Here is an 18,830-nt window from a genome sequence, read left to right as displayed (position 1 = left end):
TCTGAAAAATCTAAGCGAGACGCTGAAACTATTTTGTGTTGCTTGCCTAACGTATTTAGACCTAACGGCCCTGCTGCCTAACTTGGCTCTTGACGCCTAACTCGGAGCAAAGACAGCCCGCAAGTCGTTGTCGGCGTTGATTTTTTTCTGCGGTGTGACGCATAACTTCTCCCTAAACAGACCGTGAAACCCTGCAAGTTCACCTTGCAAAATCCAGCAACCATCCAGAATAAAGCGCCACCCCGACACCGTCCACAGTGCCCGACTGGCGCTCCCCGTCCGAATTTCACAGATCCGGACAAACCGTGAGAAACCTCACGTCACATCACCCCGCCCCCAACCCCGCCTTCTTCAACACCTCACACGTATTCCTCACATGCGCCTCCAGCGCCAGCGCCGCCCGCGCCTCCTGCCGCCCGATCGCCGCGCGAAACAGGTCTTCATGCTCGCGGTGCACATCCCGCGGCGGCCCGGCCTCGGTGACCACCACGCGCATCGCGATGTAGCGGTAGCGCTCGGCGTGGCGGTAGAGGATGCCGAGCAGGTAGCGGCTCCACGGCGAGCCGTGGCCGGCGATCAGCGCCTCGTGGAAGGCGCGGTTGGCGTCTTCCCAGTCGGCGCCGCGCATGCGCTCGGGGCTGCGCTCGGCTTCGCTCAGGCGGTCGAACGCCGCCACCAGCGCCGCCTCCCACGCCGACCCGCCGTGGCGGATCGACAGCCGCAGCGCCTCGGTTTCCAGCATCACCCGGGTGTTGGTCATGTCCTCCAGATCGGCCAGCGAGATCGGCGCGACCCGGAAACCGCGCTGCCCCTCCGCCGTCACCAGCGCGTCCGACAGCAGCAGCGACAGCGCCTCGCGCAGCGTGCCCGCGCCCACGTCGTAGCGCGCCTTCAGGTGCTCCACCCGCAGCCGCTCGCCCGGCGCCAGCGCGCCGCAGACGATGTCGTGGCGCAGGCCCAGGTAGGCGCGCTCCACCAAGGTGCGCGGCGCCTCGTCGTGGCTGCGGAAGGCGGCAAGGAATTTTTCGGACGGCAGCATCATTGGGCTCCAGGTTCTGAGGGCATCGGGCCACGGCGCAGGCGGTAGGCGAGCTGCGGGCGCGTGATGCCCAGGCGGCGGGCCGCTGCGGAGAGATTGCCACTTTCGCGGGCCACCGCAAAGGCGAGCAACTGGTGTTCCAGCTCCTCCAGCGGCAGGCCGCTGGCGAGCATCCGGGCGCAGAGGTCTTCGTCCGGGTCGGGCGGCAGCGCGGCGAGCTGGCCGTGCGGGTCGAGCCCGGTGCGGTCGGCCGCGCCGTCGCCGTGGCCATGGCCGGGGCTGAGCGAGAACAGGTCTTCCACCTCGATCGCCCCGCCCTGCGCCGCCAGGATCACGCCGCGCTCGACCAGGTTCTCCAGCTCGCGCACATTGCCCGGCCAGCCGTGGCGGCCGAGCGCCTGCAAGGCGCGTTCGCTGAAGCCCTGCAGCCGCTTGCCGTGCAGCGCGGTGAAGCGCGCCAGCAGCGTCTGCGCCAGCAGCTCGATATCGGCGCCGCGCTCGCGCAGCGGCGGGATGCGGATCGGGTAGATGTTGAGCCGGTACAGCAGGTCGCGCCGGAAGCGCCCGGCCTTGACCGCCGCGTCCAGGTCCACGTTCGTCGCCGCGACCAGCCGCACATTCACCTTGCGCGTCGTCTCGCTGCCCAGGCGCTCGATCTCGCCTTCCTGCAGCGCGCGCAGCAGCTTGGCCTGCAGCGGCAGCGGCAGGTCGCCGATCTCGTCGAGGAACAGCGTGCCGCCGTCGGCGCGCTCGAAGCGGCCGGTGCGGGCGGCGTGGGCGCCGGTGTAGGCACCCTTCTCCACACCGAACAGCTCCGCCTCGATCAGTTCGGCCGGCAGCGCCGCGCAGTTCACCGCGACAAACGGCCCGGCGCGGCGCGCGCTCAGCTCGTGCAGCGTGCGGGCGAAGCGCTCCTTGCCGACGCCGGTCTCGCCGGTGAGCAGCACGGTCACCTGCGTGGCCGCCGCCTTGCCGAGCAGCTCGAACGCGCGCCGGAACGCGGGCGACTGGCCCACCATCGAGCCACACGGCCCGGCCGGCGCCAGTGTCGAGCGCAAGGCCTCGACCTGCAGGCTCAGCGCCTCGATCTTCTCGACCAGCGAGTCGGTGGCGAAATAGACGCGGTGCGCCTCGCCGTCCGGCCAGTCCTCGATCGGGCGGCCGACGATGCGGCAGAACTCGTCGCCGCAAGCGGTGCAGGCCACCTCCTTGAACAGGATCAGCCGCCCCATGAACGCCGACGTGTAGCCGCAGGCGTAGCCGGTCAGCATCCAGCAGCTCGGGTCGTCGGCGGGGCCGAACTTCTGGCGGTGCGCGTGCGCCTCCCAGGAATGGTCCCAGCGGAACTCGCCCTCGAAGCGCCCCGCCTCGCGGTCGAAGGCCATCTTCAGCGGCGTCACGCGGGCCGCGCCTTCGAGCATGTGCAACTGCGGCCCGACCAGGAAGGCCGCGTTCAGGTCCAGCCCGGGCCGCGTCCGGCGGGCGAACTCGGCGTCGTTCAGGCCGCTGGCGTAGCCCATGCGCGTGAAGATGCGCCGCGCCTGCTCCAGCCCGATCGAGTTGATGAGGTCTTCACGCAGCGCGCCCAGCGACGCCGTGTGCAGCAGCACCATGCGCCGCTCACCGAGCCAGATCGCGCCCTCGTCCGGCGCGAAGCGCAGCAGGCGCCGCAGGTCGGTGTCGGGCGGGTACTTCAGGGGATTGGGCATGCCGAGGCTCCGCGGGCAAATTCTCGAGATTTTCTCGTGGGACGATTCTAGGGTCGCGCCAACCGTCCATCAACGCGCCTGCCGTCCAACCGCCAGCCCGTACCGCCTGGCCCGGTAGAGCAGCGTGGCGCGGGTGATGCCCAACTGCCGTGCCGCGGCGGCGATGTTGCCGCCGGTGCGCCGCAGCGCGGCGGCGATCCATTGCTGCTCGGCCTCTTCGAGGGTCTGACCGGGCACTGGCGCGGTGTGGCCGGCCGCCCGCTGCGCGCCCGCGTCGCCCTCCACGAGGCGCCCGCCGGGGTCGCCCGCAGCCCCGGACGGCAGCGACAGCACCGCTTCCCCGAGTTCCTCGCCGCCCCTGAACAGTTGATGCACGTCGATCAGCTCGCCGTCATTGACCATGATGACCGCGCGTTCGATCAGGTTCTGCAGCTCGCGGATGTTGCCGGGATAGGCGTAGTTGAACAGCGCCTTGACCGCCCGCTGGCTGAAGCCGGGCACGTCGCGCTGGTAACGCTCGCGGTAGTGGTTCAGGAAGTGCTGCATCAGCAGCGGGATGTCGTCGCGCCGCTCGCGCAGCGGCGGCAGGTGGATCGGGAACACGTTGAGCCGGTAGAACAGGTCTTCGCGGAAGCGCCCCTCGCGCACGGCCTGGCGCAGGTGTTCGTTGGTCGCAGCCACCACGCGCACGTCCACCCGCAGCGTCCGGGTGCCGCCGACCCGCTCGATCTCCCCCTCCTGGAGGGCGCGCAGCAGCTTGCCCTGTGCCACCAGGCTCAGCGTGCCGATCTCGTCGAGGAACAGCGTGCCCCCGTCGGCGCGCTCGAACCGACCCGGTCTGGAGGCGCCCGCCCCGGTGAAGGCGCCGCGCTCCACGCCGAACAGCTCCGACTCGATCAGCGTCTCGGGGATGGCCGCGCAGTTGATGGCGATGAAGGGCTGGCTGGCGCGGTGGCTGCTGCGGTGCAGGCTGCGGGCGAACATCTCCTTGCCGACGCCGGACTCGCCGGTGAACAGCACCGTCGCCGGCGTCGGGGCCACGCGGCGCACCATGTGGTACGCGGCATTGAAGGCGGACGAGGCGCCCACCAGGGTCGGGTCCTGCCCCCCCGGCACGCCCCGCTGCGCCACCCATGAACCCAGCGGCGCCGCCTGGGGTTCGCTGTCCGGGCCGTCGTCGCCCAGTTGCAGGTGGCGCAGGTCTTCCTGCGGGTCGTCCCAGAGTTCCACCGAGCGGCCGATCACGCGGCACTGGGCGTCGCCGGCCGAACGACAGTTCACCTCGCGGAACAGGATCAGCCGGCCGAACAGCGTGCTCACATAGCCCGTGGCGTAGCCCGCCTGCATCCAGCAAGCCGGCGACCCGCCCACGCCATAGACGGCGATGTGCTCGTCGTCCTCGCTGGAGTTGTGCCAGAGGAACTCGCCCTGGTATTCGCCGGTGGCGGCGTCGAAGCGCACCCGCACCACCTCCACCTTGACCATGCCCTCCAGCGCGTGCATCCGCGTGCCGGCCACCGCCGCCACGGACGGCTCGGCGTCCGGCCACTGGCGCTGGACCAGCTCGGCGTCCCGCGCCCCGCTCAGGTAGCCCATCCGGGTGAGCAGCCCGCGCGCCTTGTCGAGCCCCATCGCCTCGATCAGCTCGCGGCGCAAGCCGCCCAGGGCCGCCGCGTGCATCAGCACCATGCGCTGGTCCTGCAGCCAGATGCGGCCGTCACCCGGCGAGAAGAACAGGCATTCGCTCAGGTCGGCCACGGTCGGGTGGCTGATGGCGTCCACCTGCTGCAGGTCGAAGCGCCATTGGCCCGAGAACGGCGCCGGGGAGGGCGAGGCCGGCGTGGGGGTGCCGGTGGCGCGGTGGAGCTGGGCCAGGGAGATGCGGGTACCGGGCATCGGGTCACCAGAAATGAATGCAGACATTCAATCGTGACAGCCATGAATGCATCCAGACAGTCATGTTTACCCCGTGCGCGCCCGCGCCGGACCGGCTTTTCACGGCCTGGAAACGGCTCAGGGTTTGTCAGGAGATTTCCCTATGGGCGCGGGCCCGGACGGGGGGCGTTTGCGCCAGCGGTGGCGGCCCGCTGGTACGCCCGTTGCGATGAGCCCCGGGTGGCCGGCGCCAACCGGCGAACACCCCCTCAACCACCGGGATCCGGATCAGGAGACGAACATGGGCTTTGCAGAACACATCGACTGGGTCGACGCAGCACGCTGGAGCGGCACCGCATTCGACGGCGGCTGGACCACCCCCCTGGCCAGCCACCAGGACGTGCTGGAGCCCGCCACGGGCCAGCCGCTGTGGCGCACCGGCGTCGCCAACGCCGCCGACATGGGCGCCGCCATCGAGCGCGCCCACGCCGCACAGGCCGCCTGGGCCGCCACCTCGCCACGCGACCGCGCCACCATCCTGCTGAAGGCCGCGGCGCTGTTCCAGCAGCACTTCGACGAGCTGGCGCTGCTGATCGCCCGCGAGACCGGCGGCATCCTCCCGAAGGGCCAGCACGAGGTGCGCGAGGCGGTGGTGCTGTGCCAGCTCGCCGCCGCCTTGCCGATGCAGTCGCAGGGCCAGGTGCTGCCCAGCACGCCCGGGCGCCTGTCGATCGCGCGCCGGGTGCCGCATGGGGTGGTGGGCATCATCTCGCCGTTCAACTTTCCGCTGATCCTGAGCCTGCGCTCGGTGGCCCCGGCGCTGGCGCTGGGCAATGCGGTCGTGCTCAAGCCGGATGTGCGCACGCCCGCCAGCGGCGGCTTCCTCCTGGCACGGGTGTTCCAGGAAGCAGGTCTGCCGGCGGGTGTGCTGCAGGTGCTGCCGGGCAACGCCGAAGCCGGCGAAGCGCTGGTGACCGATCCGCGTGTGCCCATGATCGCCTTCACCGGCTCGCCCGGCGTGGGGCGGCGCATCGGCGAACTGGCGGGTCGGCACCTGAAGAAGGTGTCGCTGGAGCTGGGCGGTGCCAACAACCTCGTGATCCTGGAGGACGCCGACCTGGACGCCGCCGCCAGCGCCGCCGCGTTTGGCGCCTGGTTCCACCAAGGCCAGATCTGCATGGCCAGCAACCGGGTGCTGGTGCACGCCTCGGTGGCCGAGGGGCTGAAGGCGCGCCTGGTCGGCAAGGCCACGCACCTGCCGGTGGGCGACGGCGCCAGTGGCCGGGTCGCGCTGGGCCCGATGATCGACGCCCGGCAACTGGCACGGTTTGACGCGCTGGTGCAGGACACCGTGCAGCAAGGCGCCACGCTGGAGGCGGGCGGCACCTTCGAGGGCCTTTGCTACAAGCCCACGGTGCTGTCGGGCGTCAGACCTGGCATGCGCAGCTTTGACGAAGAACCCTTCGGTCCGCTGGTCAACCTGGTCACCTTCCACACCGACGACGAGGCGGTGGCGCTGGCCAACGACAGCCAGGGCGGGCTGTCGGCCGCGGTCATCAGCCGCGACGTCGGCCGCGCCATGGCCCTCGGCGAGCGGCTGAACGCCGGCATGGTCCACATCAACGACCAGACCGTCAACGACGACTGCACCAACCCCTTCGGCGGCCCGGGCCTGGGGGGCAATGGCAGCGCGGTGGGTGGCCCGGCCGACATCGACGAATACACGCGCTGGAAGTGGGTCACGGTCAAGGCGAGCGTGCCGCCGTTCCCGTTCTGACGTTCCGCCCGCGACATCCAAGAGCCCCAGGAGACAGACATGACTTCACCAGCATCCATTTTCACGGGGGGTGTTTCGCGCCGCCGTGCCCTGTCCACCGGCCTGGCCGCGGCCGGCGCCGGCCTCGGTGCCTTCCCGATGATCGGTCGCGCGCAGGGCAACACCCTGCGCGTGGGCGTGGTCAGCCCGCGCTCCGGACCGCTGGCCCTGTTCGGCGAGGGCGACGGCTTCGTGCTCGACCAGGTGCGCCGCCAACTGGCCGGTGGCATCGAGGTCGGCGGCAAGCGCTACGGCATCGAGTTCATCGCCAAGGACACCCAGAGCAACCCGGTGCGCGCCGCGGCCATGGCCAAGGAGCTGATCAACGCCGACAAGGTGGACTTCGTGCTGTCCACCTCCACGCCCGAGACGGTGAACCCGGTCGCCGACGCCTGCGAGGCGGCCGGCGTGCCCGCGCTCTCGACCACCAGCCCGTGGGAGGCGTTCTATTTCGGTCGCGGCGCCAAGCCGGGCGAGCCGTCTCCCTTCAAGTGGACCTACCACTTCTGCTTTGGCGTGGGCAACTTCGCCAGGCTCTACGCCGACCAGTGGAGCCTGGTGCCGACCAACAAGCGGGTGGGCATGCTGCTGCCCGCCGACGCTGACGGCAACGCCATCCGCGGCATGCTGATCCCCGCCTTGCAGAAGGCCGGCTTCACCGTGGTCGATGCCGGCCCGTACCAGAACGGCCTGACCGACTTCTCGGCCCAGATCGCGCTGTTCCGCAAGGAAGGCATCGAGATCTTCAACACCTTTCCCTTTCCGCCCGACTTCGCGGTCTTCTGGCGCCAGGCGGCCCAGCGCGGGCTGGCCCGGCAGGTGAAGATCGTGCAGACCGCCAAGGCGGGCCTGTTCGCCGCCGAGCTGGAGGCCCTGGGTCAACTGGGCCACGGCGTGCATTCGGGGGCGTACTGGCACCGCGGCTTCCCGTTCAGCTCGCCCGCCACCGGCATGGGCAGCGCGCAACTGGCCGACGCCTACGAGAAGGCCAGCGGCAAGGCCTGGAACGTGCAGATCGGGGCCACCGCCTCGCTGTTCGACGCCGCCGTGGCCGCGGTCCGCAGCGCAGCCGACCCCAAGGACCGCGCGTCGCTGGCCCAGGCCCTGTCGCGCCTGAAGACCGAGACCGCCGTCGGCTTGGTGGACTTCACCACCGGACCGGTGCCCAACTGCGCCACCACCGGCCTGGTCGGTGTGCAGTGGATGCGCGGGGCCAACGGCAAGTTCAGCGTGAACGTCGTCTCCAACGCCGACAACCCCCGGGTGCCGCTGACCGCCGCGATGACGCCCTACAAGCTCGGCTGACACCGACACACCGACACGCCAACACGGGAGTGCCCATGTCCGACGATCTCATCCTGGAAGCCGAAGGCGTGTGCAAGCACTTCGGCCGCCTGCAGGTGCTGCATGGCGTGGACCTGCACCTGCGCCGGGGGGAGGCGCTGGGTGTGGTCGGCCCCAACGGGGCGGGCAAGACCACGCTGTTCGGTGTGCTGGCCGGGACGCTGCCGGCCAGCCGCGGCAGTGTGCGCTTCGATGGCCAGAACATCGACACCTGGGACGCCTCGCGCCGCTGCCGGGCGGGCCTGGCGCGCACGCACCAGGTGCCGCGGCCGTTCCTGGGTCTGAGTGTTCACGAGAACACGCTGGTCGCCGCGCAGCATGGCGCCGGGCTGCGCGGCCACGAGGCCGAACGCGCCGTCCAGGACAGCCTGCTCCGCTGCGGGCTCGGGGGGTTGGCGGGGCGTCCGGCGGCCAGCCTCGGGCTGATGGACCGCAAGCGGCTGGAGCTGGCGCGCGCGCTGGCCACCCAGCCGCGCGTGCTGCTGCTCGACGAGATCGGCGGCGGGCTGACCGAGGCCGAGCTGGCCACCCTGTCGGCCCTGGTGGGCTCGCTGCGCGACGAAGGCCTCACGGTGGTATGGATCGAGCACGTGCTGCATGCGCTGCTCAAGGTGGTGGACCGGCTGGTCTGCATGGACGCCGGCACCGTGCTGGCGCAGGGCGATCCGCAGGCGGTCATGAGCGACCCGCGGGTGGTCGAGGCGTATCTGGGCGGGGTGCCGGCATGAGCGTGAACCCGGAGAAATCGACCGATGTGCTGCTCGAAGCGCGCCACCTGAGCGCCAGCCACGGGCAACTGGTGGCCGTGCGCGAGGTGTCCCTGCAGCTCAGGGCCGGGGAAACCGTGGCGCTGGTGGGGTCCAACGGCGCGGGCAAGACCACGCTGATGCGCACCCTGGCCGGCGTCCATCCCGCCCAGGGCGGCAGCGTCTGGCTGGGCGGCGACGAGGTGAGCGCGCGACCGGCGCACCAGCGGGTGCAGCAGGGGCTGGCGCTGGTGCCGGAAGGCCGGCGCCTGTTCGCTGACATGACGGTGCGCGAGAACCTGCTGCTGGCGCAGGAACACCGCGGTCGCCTGCGTGACGGCGGGGCCGGCTGGACGATCGAGCGGGTGGTGCAGGCGCTGCCCGCGCTGCAGCCCTTGATGAACCGGCCCGCCGGGGCGCTTTCGGGGGGGCAGCGCCAGGCCGCCGCCATCGCCCGGGCGCTGATGACCAACCCCCGCGTGCTGCTGATCGACGAGGTGTCGCTCGGCCTGTCGCCGCGCGCGGTGGACGAGGTGTACCAGCACCTGCACGACTTGCGCCGCGAGGCGGGCACCACCTTGCTGCTGGTGGAGCAGGACCTGGGGCGCGCCATGGCGTTTGCCGACCGGGTGCTCTGCCTGCGCGAAGGCCGCATCGTGCTGGCCGCCGCGGCGGCCGGACTGGACCGCCAACTTGTCACCGACGCCTACTTCGGCGTGGAGCACGCCACATGATCGATGCACTTGTTCAAGGCACCCTGCTGGGGGGCTACTACGCCGTGCTGGCGGCCGGACTCTCGCTGATGTTCGGCGTCATGCGCATCATCAACCTGGCGCACGGCGACCTGGCCATGCTCGGCGCGTTCGGGGTGCTGTGGCTGGTCGGGCTGGGCTGGTCGCCGTGGCTGGCGGTGCTGGTCACCGTGCCCGCCATGGGCGTGGTCGGCATGCTGCTGCAGCAGTGGGTGCTGGCGCGCACGCTGCGCTCGGGCGTGCTGCTGCCGTTGCTGGTGACCATGGGGCTGGGCGCGCTGATCCAGAACGGGCTGTATGGCGTGTTCGGCTCCGAGGCGCGTTCGCTGGCCGATGCGCTGGGCGAGCTGTCCTGGGCGAGCTGGACGCTGCCCGGTGACACCGTGGTGGGCCAGTTGCCGGTGCTAACCCTGGTGCTGGGGGTGGTGGTGCTGGCGGGTCTGCAGGGGGTGCTGAGCTGGACCCGGCTGGGGCGGTCCATCCGCGCCGCGTCGTCCGACCCGGAAGCTGCCGCCCTGTGCGGTGTGGACGCCGCGCGGGTCCACCGGGCCGCCGCCGCGCTCTCGGTGGGCTTGGCCGCACTGGCGGGCGCGATGCTGGCCACCCGCGCCACGATCGAGCCCTACGGCGGCCCCTTGCTGCTGATCATGGCCTTCGAGGCGGTGGTCATCGGGGGCCTCGGCTCGCTCTGGGGCACGCTGCTGGGCGGCATCCTGCTGGGCCTGGCGCAGAGCTTCGGCGCGCTGGTGTCCCCTCAGGGCTTCCACCTGGGCGGGCACCTGCTGTTCCTGTGCGTGCTCGGCGGTCGGCTGTGGCGCCAGCACCGCCACGGCCTGGGCCTGTCGATCTGGCCCGTGCCACGCCGCACCTCTCCGCCGCCCGTCGCGGCACCTGCAACCGTCGAGGCCCAGCCATGAAACACACCATCGCGTGGCTGCTGGCCGCCGCCCTGACCGTGGCGCTGGCCGCGCTGCCCCTGCTGCTGGGCGCCAACGCCATCGACAAGCTCACCTCGCTGTTCATCTTCATGCTGCTGGCCGCCACCTGGGGCCTGCTGGCGGGGCAGGCCGGGCTGGTGTCGGTCGGCCAGCAGGCCTTCTTCGGGCTGGGCGCCTATTTCGCGCTGCGGCTGGTCGACGGGGGCTGGGCCGCCTACCCGGCGCTGTTCGCGGGTGCCGTGGGCGCGGCGGTGGTGGCCTGGGGCCTGTCGTTTTTCGTGCTGCGGCTGAAGGAAGGGGAATTTGCCATCGCCACCTGGGTGGTGGCCGAGGTGATCCGCATCCTGGTGATGCTCGACCCGATGGTGCAGGGCGAGACCGGCACCTCGTTGCTGGCGCTCAATGCGGTCGAGCCCGGGCTGCGCCGCAACTTCGGGTTCTGGATGGCGCTCGGCTCGCTGGTCTTCATGCTGGTCGTCACCACCTGGCTGTTGCGCAGCGCGGTCGGCACCGCCACCCGCGCCATCGGCGAGGACGACGAAGCGGCGGCGTCGCTGGGCGTGCGGGTCATGCCCACGCGCCGCTGGGTCTACGTGCTGGCTTCGCTCGGTGCCGCGCTCGCGGGCGTGGCCTGGCTGGCGTCGGCGATCACCTTTCTGCCGCGGACCAACTTCGGCGTGCAGTGGTCGGTGCTGATGCTGTTCATGGCCCTGGTCGGCGGGCTGCGCAGCCAGTGGGGACCGCTGGTGGGGGCGCTGCTGCTGTTCGGCCTGCAGGAAAGCCTGGGCCACCTCGGCGCCTGGTACCTCGCCGGGCTGGGCGCGGTGGCGATGGTGTTCGCGCTCTGGCTGCCCCGGGGCCTGGCCGGTCTGTGGCACGACTGGCAGAACCGCCGCCCGCCACCCGCCACGTCCGACCCTTCTCTATCCACCGCCGTTCCCACCCCCGTCCATAATCTCCCCAGGAGTTCCACCCCATGAGCGTCATGAGCCTGCAAGGCAAGACCATCGTCATCACCGGCGTCAGCTCCGGCATCGGCAGCGACACCGCCAGGCTGCTGCGCCTGCAAGGTGCCCGCGTCATCGGCATCGACCGCAACGACCCGATGCTGACCCTCGACGGCTTCGTCAAGGCCGACCTGTCCACCCCCGCCGCCATCGACGCGGCCATCGCCCGGTTGCCCGACCGCATCGACGCGCTGTGCAACATCGCCGGCGTGCCGGGCACCGCGCCGGTCGACCTGGTCGCCAAGGTCAACTACCTCGGTCTGCGCCACCTGACGCTCGGCCTGGTCAAGCGCATGGCCGGGGGCAGCGTGGTCAACGTCTCGTCGATCCTGGGCGCCGAATGGCCCGCCCGGCTGGAGCGCCACCGCGCGCTGGCCCAGACGGCCTCCTATGACGCGGGGCTGGCCTGGCTGGCGCAGGCCGAGAACACCGTGCCGCAGGAGACCTGCTACCAGTATTTCAAGGAAGCGCTGATCGTCTGGACCGTCACCCAGTCGCAGACGCTGTTCATGGAACACGATGTGCGCATGAACTGCGTGGCGCCGGGACCGGTGTTCACGCCCATCCTCGGCGACTTCGTGCAGATGCTGGGCGAGGAGCGCGTGCAGAAGGACGCCCACCGCATGAAGCGCCCCGCCTTCAGCGACGAGGTGGCGCCGGTGATCGCCTTCCTGTGCAGTGACGCGGCGCGCTGGATCAGCGGTGTCAACCTGCCGGTCGATGGCGGGCTGGCGTCGACCTACCTCTGAGCGCCCAAGGGCATTCGCGAGACAGTATCGAGACATTCTCGACATTTGACCAAATCGTCAAATCACACCGGTTGACTTGTCCAAATGGTCAATCAGGCGCTCAAAACCGGTCAAAAGCCTCCTTTTTGACCGGTCATCGGCCCCATAATCGCGTGCGATTCGGGGCCGTTTTCTGACGCAGCAGGCCGCACCGCCTCGGTGCTTACCCTAGAAATATCGAGATTTCAGGAAAACTCGCCTGAAGTGGCCTGTCGCTTGCAATGGAATGGGGACCACCCGGAGTCCTGCCCATGCCCGCAAGCCCGCCCCTCGACACGGCCACCCTCGACGACCCCGTCGCCGGCCTCGACACCCGCAAGAAGTACGTCCGCGTGCTGGAAAGCCGGGCCGACGGTCTTGTGCTCTTCGAGTTCGCGATCGGCTGGCCGGAGCTGCTGGTCGAGCTGCTGCTGCCCGAAGCGGCGTTTGCGGAGTTCTGCGCCACGCACCGCGTGATCCGGCTGGACGCCTGACTGAACCTGAGTGTCGCCCCCGACGTCCCCGACCCGACCCCGCACCACAACAGGAGACAAGCCCGATGAACATCGACCTGCAAGCGCGCGAGATCCAGCCGCTGCGCCAGACCCTGACCCGCGTCGCCGAGCACCTCGGCGGCGACAAGGTGGCGTCGCGCTACCTGGAAGCCACCATCGGCGCCCAGCCCGCCGCCAACTTCCACTACCGCCCGACCTGGCAGCCCGAGTACGAGCTGTTCGACACCGCGCGCACGGCGATCAAGCTGAAGGACTGGTACGTCCTGAAGGATCCGCGCCAGTACTACTACGCCAACTGGACCATGACCCGGGCGCGCCAGCAGGACGCGATGGAGTCCAACTTCCAGTTCGTCGAGTCCAAGGGCATGGTCGCCGCGATGAGCGACGCGGTGCGGGAGCAGGCGCTGACGGTGCTGATGCCGCTGCGCCATGTCGCCTGGGGCGCGAACATGAACAACGCCTCGGTCTGCGCCTACGGCTACGGCACCGCGTTCACCGCGCCCGCCATGTTCCACGCGATGGACAACCTGGGCGTGGCGCAGTACCTGACGCGGCTCGGCCTGGCGCTGGGCGAGCCGGAGGTGCTGGATGTCGGCAAGCAGGCGTGGCTGAACGCGCCGGTGTGGCAGGAGCTGCGCCGGCTGGTGGAGGACACGCTGGTCGTGAAAGACCCGTTCGAGCTGTTCGTCGCGCAGAACCTGGCGATCGACGGCCTGCTCTACCCGCTGGTCTACGGCAGCTTCGTCGATGACCACCTGACGCTCAAGGGCGCGACCGCGGTGGCGATGCTGACCTCGTTCATGACCGACTGGCACGCCGAGAGCGCGCGCTGGATCGACGCCGTGGTGAAGGTCGCCGCGGCCGAGTCGCCGGACAACCGCGCGCTGCTGGTGCAGTGGGCCACGCACTGGACCGACCGCGCCCAGGCCGCCCTCGCCCCCGTCGCGCAACTGGCGATGGGCGAACACGGCGAAGCGGCGCTGGCCGACGCCCGCACCGCGCTCGACGCCCGCTGCCGCAAGGCCGGCCTCACCGCCTGATCAGGTTCACCCCAGGACACGCACCATGTCGAACGTATTCATCGCCTTCCAGGCCAACGAGGAGTCCCGGCCAGTGGTCGAGGCCATCGTGGCCGACAACCCCACCGCCGTCGTCACGCACCCGACCGGGCTGACCAAGATCGACGTGCCGCAGCGCCTGACGATCCGCCGCGCCACGATCGAGGAGATCACCGGCTGCCCCTTCGACCTGCAGCAGATCCACGTCAACCTCGTGACGCTGTCGGGCCACATCGACGAAGACGACGACCAGCTCACCCTGAGCTGGATGAACTGATCCCACCGAACTGCACCCCGGACAAATCGGAGACAAGCATGGACACCCGCGTCGCCAAGAAAAAGCTCGGCCTCAAGGAACGCTACGCCGCGATGACCCGCGGCCTCGGCTGGGAGACGACCTACCAGCCGATGGACAAGGTCTTCCCCTACGACACCTACGAGGGCATCAAGATCCACGACTGGGACAAGTGGCAAGACCCGTTCCGCCTGACGATGGACGCCTACTGGAAATACCAGGGCGAGAAGGAAAAGAAGCTCTACGCCGTCATCGAGGCGTTCGCGCAGAACAACGGCCAGCTCGGCGTGAGTGACGCGCGCTACATCAACGCGCTCAAGCTCTTCATCCAGGGCGTCACGCCGCTGGAGTACTACGCCCACCGCGGCTTCGCCCACGTCGGCCGCCAGTTCACCGGCGAAGGCGCCCGGGTCGCGGCCCAGATGCAGTCGATCGACGAGCTGCGCCACTTCCAGACCGAGACACACGCGCTCTCGCACTACAACAAGTACTTCAACGGGCTGCACCATTCGAGCCACTGGTTCGACCGCGTCTGGTACCTGTCGGTGCCGAAGAGCTTCTTCGAGGACGCCTGCACCGGCGGCCCGTTCGAGTTCCTCACCGCGGTGAGCTTCTCGTTCGAGTACGTGCTGACGAACCTGCTGTTCGTGCCCTTCATGTCGGGCGCGGCGCACAACGGCGACATGTCCACGGTGACCTTCGGCTTCTCGGCGCAGTCGGATGAATCGCGCCACATGACGCTGGGCATCGAGTGCATCAAGTTCATGCTGGAGCAGGATCCGGCCAATGTGCCGATCGTGCAGAAGTGGATCGACAAGTGGTTCTGGCGCGGCTACCGGCTGCTGACCATCGTGGCGATGATGCAGGACTACATGCTGCCCAAGCGCGTCATGAGCTGGAAGGAAGCGTGGGAGATGTACGCCGAGCAGAACGGCGGCGCGCTCTTCAAGGATCTGGCGCGCTACGGCATCCGCGAGCCCAAGGGCTGGAAGGACGCCTGCGAAGGCAAGGACCACATCAGCCACCAGGCGTGGGCCACCTTCTACAACTACAACGCCGCCGCGCCCTTCCACACCTGGATCCCGAACGAGGGCGAGATGCAGTGGCTGGCCGAGAAGTACCCGGACAGCTTCGAGTCGACCTACAAGCCGCGCTGGGACTACTGGCGCGAGCAGGCGGCACAAGGCAACCGCTTCTACAACAAGACGCTGCCGATGCTGTGCACGACGTGCCAGATCCCGATGCTGTTCACCGAGCCGGGTGACGCCACCAAGATCTGCTACCGCGAGACGAACTACTTCGGCAACAAGTACCACTTCTGCTCCGACCACTGCAAGGAGATCTTCGAGGACGAGCCGGAGAAGTACATCCAGAGCTGGCTGCCGGTGCACCAGATCTACCAGGGCCACTGCTTCAAGCCCGACGTGAACCCGACCGCCGAAGGGTTCGATCCGCTCATCGCCGTGCTGCAGTGGTACGAGATGAACATCGGCCGGGACAACTTCGACTTCGAAGGCTCGGAAGACCAGAAGAACTTTGCCGCCTGGAAGGGAGACGCAGCATGAGCGTCGTCGCCAACCCCAACGCCGCGCCGTACGACTTCCCGATGAAGGACGTGCGCGAGAACTTCCCCGCGCCGCTGCTCTACATCGGCTGGGAAGACCACCTGATGATCTGCGCGCCGGTGTGCCTGCCGCTGCCGCCGGACATGCCGTTCGGCGCGGTCGGTGCGGCCGTGCTGCCGGGTGTCTACGGCTACCACCCGGACTTCGCCAAGATCGACTGGGCCACCGTCGAGTGGACCAAGTCCGGCCAGCCGTGGCAGCCGGACCCGGCGAAGTCGCTGGCCGAGAACGGCCTGACGCACAAGGACGTGATCCGCTTCCGCACGCCGGGGCTGCACGGCCTGAACGGCTCCTGCAATTGACGCCAACACCCCCAGACCTCCGTCATCCCCGCGCAAGCGGGGATCCACGACCCGACACGATGTTCGTGGTCGTGGGTGCCCGCAGACGCGGGCATGACGGGACCACGGTGAACACTGCATGAGCTACCAACTCACCATCGACCCGCTCGGCGCCGTGATCGACGTCGAGGACGGCCAGACCATCCTCGATGCCGCGCTGCGCCAGGGGATCTACATCCCCCACGCCTGCGGCCACGGCCTGTGCGGCACCTGCAAGGTGCAGGTCTGCGGCGGCGAAGTCGACCACGGCGCGGCGAATCCGTTCGCGCTGATGGACTTCGAGCGCGACGAGGGCAAGACGCTGGCCTGCTGCGCGACGCTGCAGGACGACGTGACCATCGAGGCCGACCTCGACGAGGAGCCGGACGCGCGGACCATCCCCGTGCGCGACTTCGCCGCCACCGTCGCCCGCATCGTGGACCTCACGCCGACGATCAAGGCGCTGCACCTGCAGCTCGACCCCGCCGTGGCGCCGATCGACTTCCAGGCCGGCCAGTACGTGCAACTGGAGATCCCCGGCCTCGGCCAGAGCCGCGCCTTCTCGATCGCCAACGCGCCCGCCGATGTGCAGCGCAGCGGCGAGATCGAGCTGAACGTGCGCATCGTCGCGGGCGGCGCGGGCACGACCTGGCTGCACGAGAAGCTGAAGGTGGGCGACCGGCTGCGGCTGTCCGGCCCGTACGGGCGCTTCTTCGTGCGGCAGTCAGCTCGCCTGCCGATGGTGTTCATGGCCGGCGGCTCGGGGCTGTCGAGCCCGCGCTCGATGGTGCTGGACCTGCTCGACCAGGGCTGCACCGAGCCGATCACGCTCGTCTACGGCCAGCGCACCCGCGCCGAGCTGTACTACCACGACGAGTTCGTCGCGCTGGCCGCGCAGCACCCGAACTTCACCTACGTGCCCGCGCTGTCGAACGAGCCAGAGGCCTCGGAAGGCTCGGACTGGACCGGCGCCCGCGGCTTCGTCCACGACGCAGCCAAGGCGCACTTCGGCGGCCAGTTCGCCGGCCACAAGGCCTACCTCTGCGGCCCGCCGCCGATGGTCGAGGCCTGCATCGGCGTGCTGATGCAGGGCCGGCTGTTCGAGGACGGCATCCACACCGAGAAGTTCATCTCGGCCGCCGATGCCAACGCCCAGCGCAGCCCGCTGTTCAAGAGGGTCTGACGCATGTTCGATTTCCGCCCCAAGGTGAACGTCCGCGTGACGCAGACCGGCGAGGAATTCCCGTGCGCCACCACCGAGAGCCTGCTCAACGGGATGCTGCGGCTCGGCCGCAAGGGCATCCCGGTGGGCTGCGTCAACGGCGGCTGCGGGGTGTGCAAGGTCCGCATCGTCGAAGGCACGGTGACGGCACTCGGCCCCGTCAGCCGCGCCCATGTCAGCGCAGAAGAAGAAGCCGAGGGCTGCACCCTTGCCTGCCGGGTCGCCCCGACCACGCCGGTGCGGCTCGACGTGATCGGCAAGTTCGAGAAACCGTTTTCCCGCGGGTACGCCCAGGCGGCCACCCCGCAACCCACCCCCTCACCCCAACCCTGAACCCCTAGGAGACACATCATGGGTGTCATGCGCATCGGTCACGCCAGCCTCAGAGTCATGGACATGGCGGCGGCCCTCAAGCACTACGAAAACGTGCTCGGCCTCAAGGTCACGATGGAAGACAAGAACGGCAACGTCTACATGAAGTGCTGGGACGAGTGGGACAAGTACTCGCTCATCCTCACGCCGAGCGATCAGGCCGGCCTGAACCACGTTGCCTACAAGGTCGAGAAGGAATCCGACCTGGAAGAACTGCAGGCCAAGGTCGAGGCCTGGGGCATCAAGACCACCCTGCTCGACGAAGGCACGCTGCCGGCCACCGGCCGCATGCTGCAGTTCAACCTGCCCAGCGGCCACGAGATGCGCCTGTACGCCACCAAGGAGTACGTGGGCACGGACGTCGGCACGACCAACCCGGACCCGTGGCCGGACGGCCTGAAGGGCGCGGGCGCGCACTGGCTGGACCACCTGCTGCTGATGTGCGAGATGAACCCGCCTGAAGGCATCAACACGGTCGCGGACAACACCCGCTTCATGACCGAGGCGTTGGACTTCTTCCTGACCGAGCAGGTGCTGGTCGGGCCGAACGGCGACATGCAGGCCGCCACCTGGATGAGCCGCACCACCACGCCGCACGACATCGCCTTCGTCGGCGGCGCGCGCAGCGGGCTGCACCACATCGCCTACTTCCTCGACTCGTGGCACGACGTGCTCAAGGCCGCGGACGTGATGGCCAAGAACAAGACCCGCATCGACGTGGCGCCCACCCGCCACGGCATCACGCGCGGCGAGACCATCTATTTCTTCGACCCGAGCGGCAACCGCAACGAGACCTTCGCCGGCCTGGGCTACCTGGCGCAGCGTGACCGGCCGGTGACGACCTGGACCGAGGACCAGCTCTGGTCCGGGATCTTCTACCACACGGGTTCTGCGGTGCCGTCCTTCACGGACGTCTACACCTGATGGACAGCGCCACCGTGACGGGCACCCCCTCGCACCACGTGGCGCAGCACGCCATCTCCGCCGCGGCGGCCCACACCGCCGTCGGCGCGGCGGTGCAGGCCGCCGAGGCGATGGGGCTGCGCATCAACGTCGCGGTCACCGACCGCAGCGGCACCCTGGCGGCGTTCCTGCGCATGCCGGGGGCCTTCCTCCATTCGGTGGACATCGCCATCGACAAGGCCTACACGGCGGCCAGCTTCGGCTTCCCGACCAGCCAGTGGGGCGCAGCCCTCGCGCAAGACGAGATGCTGCGCATCGGCCTGTCCGGGCGGCCCCGGCTGGTGGTCTTCGGCGGCGGGCTGCCGATCACGGCGGACGGCGAACTGATCGGCGGCATCGGCGTGTCCGGCGGCTCGGCGGAGCAGGACGAAGCCTGCGCCCGCGCAGGACTGCAGGCGCTCGGGCTGGCCTGAGCGGCCGCCAACCCATCCAACTTATCCACAACCCAGTTATCCACAGGTTTGAAC

The 18,830-nt window shown here is 69.5% G+C and carries 19 protein-coding genes; 16 read left to right on the top strand and 3 right to left on the bottom strand.

The genetic code is table 11. The features are described from left to right. Positions 1-325: 325 nt before the first annotated feature. The 3 genes from U5O44_RS11720 to U5O44_RS11710 all read right to left on the bottom strand — a co-directional run bounded on the left by U5O44_RS11720 (position 326) and on the right by U5O44_RS11710 (position 4,671). A complete protein-coding gene (locus U5O44_RS11720) occupies positions 326-1,039 on the bottom strand; it encodes an FCD domain-containing protein (protein WP_322588660.1) in 714 nt (237 codons plus the stop codon). Next, positions 1,039-2,748 carry a sigma 54-interacting transcriptional regulator gene (locus tag U5O44_RS11715; RefSeq protein ID WP_322588659.1) on the bottom strand — a complete coding sequence of 570 codons (1,710 nt, stop codon included), beginning with the start codon at positions 2,746-2,748 and terminating at the stop codon, positions 1,039-1,041. Before U5O44_RS11715 ends, U5O44_RS11720 begins: the two co-directional genes overlap by 1 nt. Positions 2,749-2,817: 69 nt before the next feature. After that, entirely contained in the window at positions 2,818-4,671 is a 1,854-nt protein-coding gene (locus U5O44_RS11710; RefSeq protein ID WP_322588658.1) for a sigma 54-interacting transcriptional regulator, read from the bottom strand. 253 nt (positions 4,672-4,924) lie between these two features. On the opposite strand from U5O44_RS11710, the gene U5O44_RS11705 reads away from it, so the two are divergent. The 16 genes from U5O44_RS11705 to U5O44_RS11630 all read left to right on the top strand — a co-directional run bounded on the left by U5O44_RS11705 (position 4,925) and on the right by U5O44_RS11630 (position 18,776). Then, the gene (locus U5O44_RS11705) at positions 4,925-6,400 is read left to right on the top strand and encodes a benzaldehyde dehydrogenase (RefSeq protein ID WP_322588657.1); all 1,476 of its coding nucleotides are present in this window, start codon (positions 4,925-4,927) and stop codon (positions 6,398-6,400) included. Between the two features lie 39 nt (positions 6,401-6,439). Continuing rightward, positions 6,440-7,744, top strand: coding sequence for an ABC transporter substrate-binding protein (locus tag U5O44_RS11700; RefSeq protein WP_322588656.1), 1,305 nt, complete (start codon positions 6,440-6,442; stop codon positions 7,742-7,744). Positions 7,745-7,779: 35 nt separating this feature from the next. Continuing rightward, positions 7,780-8,511 (top strand): ABC transporter ATP-binding protein, encoded by a 732-nt coding sequence (locus U5O44_RS11695; RefSeq protein ID WP_322588655.1) that lies wholly within the window; start codon positions 7,780-7,782, stop codon positions 8,509-8,511. Continuing rightward, on the top strand, positions 8,508-9,263 hold the full coding sequence (locus U5O44_RS11690; RefSeq protein ID WP_322588654.1) for an ABC transporter ATP-binding protein: 756 nt from the start codon (positions 8,508-8,510) through the stop codon (positions 9,261-9,263). Before U5O44_RS11695 ends, U5O44_RS11690 begins: the two co-directional genes overlap by 4 nt. Next, positions 9,260-10,198, top strand: coding sequence for a branched-chain amino acid ABC transporter permease (locus U5O44_RS11685; protein ID WP_322588653.1), 939 nt, complete (start codon positions 9,260-9,262; stop codon positions 10,196-10,198). Before U5O44_RS11690 ends, U5O44_RS11685 begins: the two co-directional genes overlap by 4 nt. Beyond that, on the top strand, positions 10,195-11,199 hold the full coding sequence (locus tag U5O44_RS11680) for a branched-chain amino acid ABC transporter permease (RefSeq protein WP_322588652.1): 1,005 nt from the start codon (positions 10,195-10,197) through the stop codon (positions 11,197-11,199). The genes U5O44_RS11685 and U5O44_RS11680 overlap by 4 nt, the downstream gene beginning before the upstream one ends. Before the next feature lie 5 nt (positions 11,200-11,204). Continuing rightward, positions 11,205-11,975 carry a coniferyl-alcohol dehydrogenase gene (locus U5O44_RS11675; protein ID WP_322590479.1) on the top strand — a complete coding sequence of 257 codons (771 nt, stop codon included), beginning with the start codon at positions 11,205-11,207 and terminating at the stop codon, positions 11,973-11,975. Between the two features lie 290 nt (positions 11,976-12,265). Then, entirely contained in the window at positions 12,266-12,487 is a 222-nt protein-coding gene (locus U5O44_RS11670) for a phenol hydroxylase subunit (protein ID WP_322588651.1), read from the top strand. Between the two features lie 65 nt (positions 12,488-12,552). Next, the gene (locus U5O44_RS11665) at positions 12,553-13,548 is read left to right on the top strand and encodes an aromatic/alkene monooxygenase hydroxylase subunit beta (RefSeq protein ID WP_322588650.1); all 996 of its coding nucleotides are present in this window, start codon (positions 12,553-12,555) and stop codon (positions 13,546-13,548) included. A 25-nt stretch (positions 13,549-13,573) separates the two neighbouring features. Further along, positions 13,574-13,843, top strand: a complete 270-nt coding sequence (locus U5O44_RS11660; RefSeq protein ID WP_322588649.1) for an MmoB/DmpM family protein — start codon at positions 13,574-13,576, stop codon at positions 13,841-13,843. Positions 13,844-13,881: 38 nt separating this feature from the next. Continuing rightward, the gene (locus U5O44_RS11655; protein WP_322588648.1) at positions 13,882-15,426 is read left to right on the top strand and encodes an aromatic/alkene/methane monooxygenase hydroxylase/oxygenase subunit alpha; all 1,545 of its coding nucleotides are present in this window, start codon (positions 13,882-13,884) and stop codon (positions 15,424-15,426) included. Beyond that, positions 15,423-15,788: a phenol hydroxylase subunit P4 gene (locus tag U5O44_RS11650; RefSeq protein ID WP_322588647.1), complete on the top strand. Its 366-nt coding sequence runs from the start codon at positions 15,423-15,425 to the stop codon at positions 15,786-15,788. The genes U5O44_RS11655 and U5O44_RS11650 overlap by 4 nt, the downstream gene beginning before the upstream one ends. A 118-nt stretch (positions 15,789-15,906) precedes the next feature. Continuing rightward, positions 15,907-16,989 carry an NADH:ubiquinone reductase (Na(+)-transporting) subunit F gene (locus U5O44_RS11645; RefSeq protein ID WP_322588646.1) on the top strand — a complete coding sequence of 361 codons (1,083 nt, stop codon included), beginning with the start codon at positions 15,907-15,909 and terminating at the stop codon, positions 16,987-16,989. Positions 16,990-16,992: 3 nt separating this feature from the next. Then, positions 16,993-17,361, top strand: coding sequence for a 2Fe-2S iron-sulfur cluster binding domain-containing protein (locus U5O44_RS11640; RefSeq protein ID WP_322588645.1), 369 nt, complete (start codon positions 16,993-16,995; stop codon positions 17,359-17,361). Between the two features lie 18 nt (positions 17,362-17,379). Next, positions 17,380-18,324 (top strand): catechol 2,3-dioxygenase, encoded by a 945-nt coding sequence (locus tag U5O44_RS11635; RefSeq protein ID WP_322588644.1) that lies wholly within the window; start codon positions 17,380-17,382, stop codon positions 18,322-18,324. Continuing rightward, entirely contained in the window at positions 18,324-18,776 is a 453-nt protein-coding gene (locus U5O44_RS11630) for a GlcG/HbpS family heme-binding protein (RefSeq protein WP_322588643.1), read from the top strand. Before U5O44_RS11635 ends, U5O44_RS11630 begins: the two co-directional genes overlap by 1 nt. Positions 18,777-18,830: the final 54 nt, after the last annotated feature.

Source organism: Sphaerotilus sp. (assembly GCF_034519685.1).
Lineage (GTDB): Bacteria > Pseudomonadota > Gammaproteobacteria > Burkholderiales > Burkholderiaceae_C > Sphaerotilus.
This window is presented reverse-complemented; position numbering and strand designations above follow the sequence as displayed.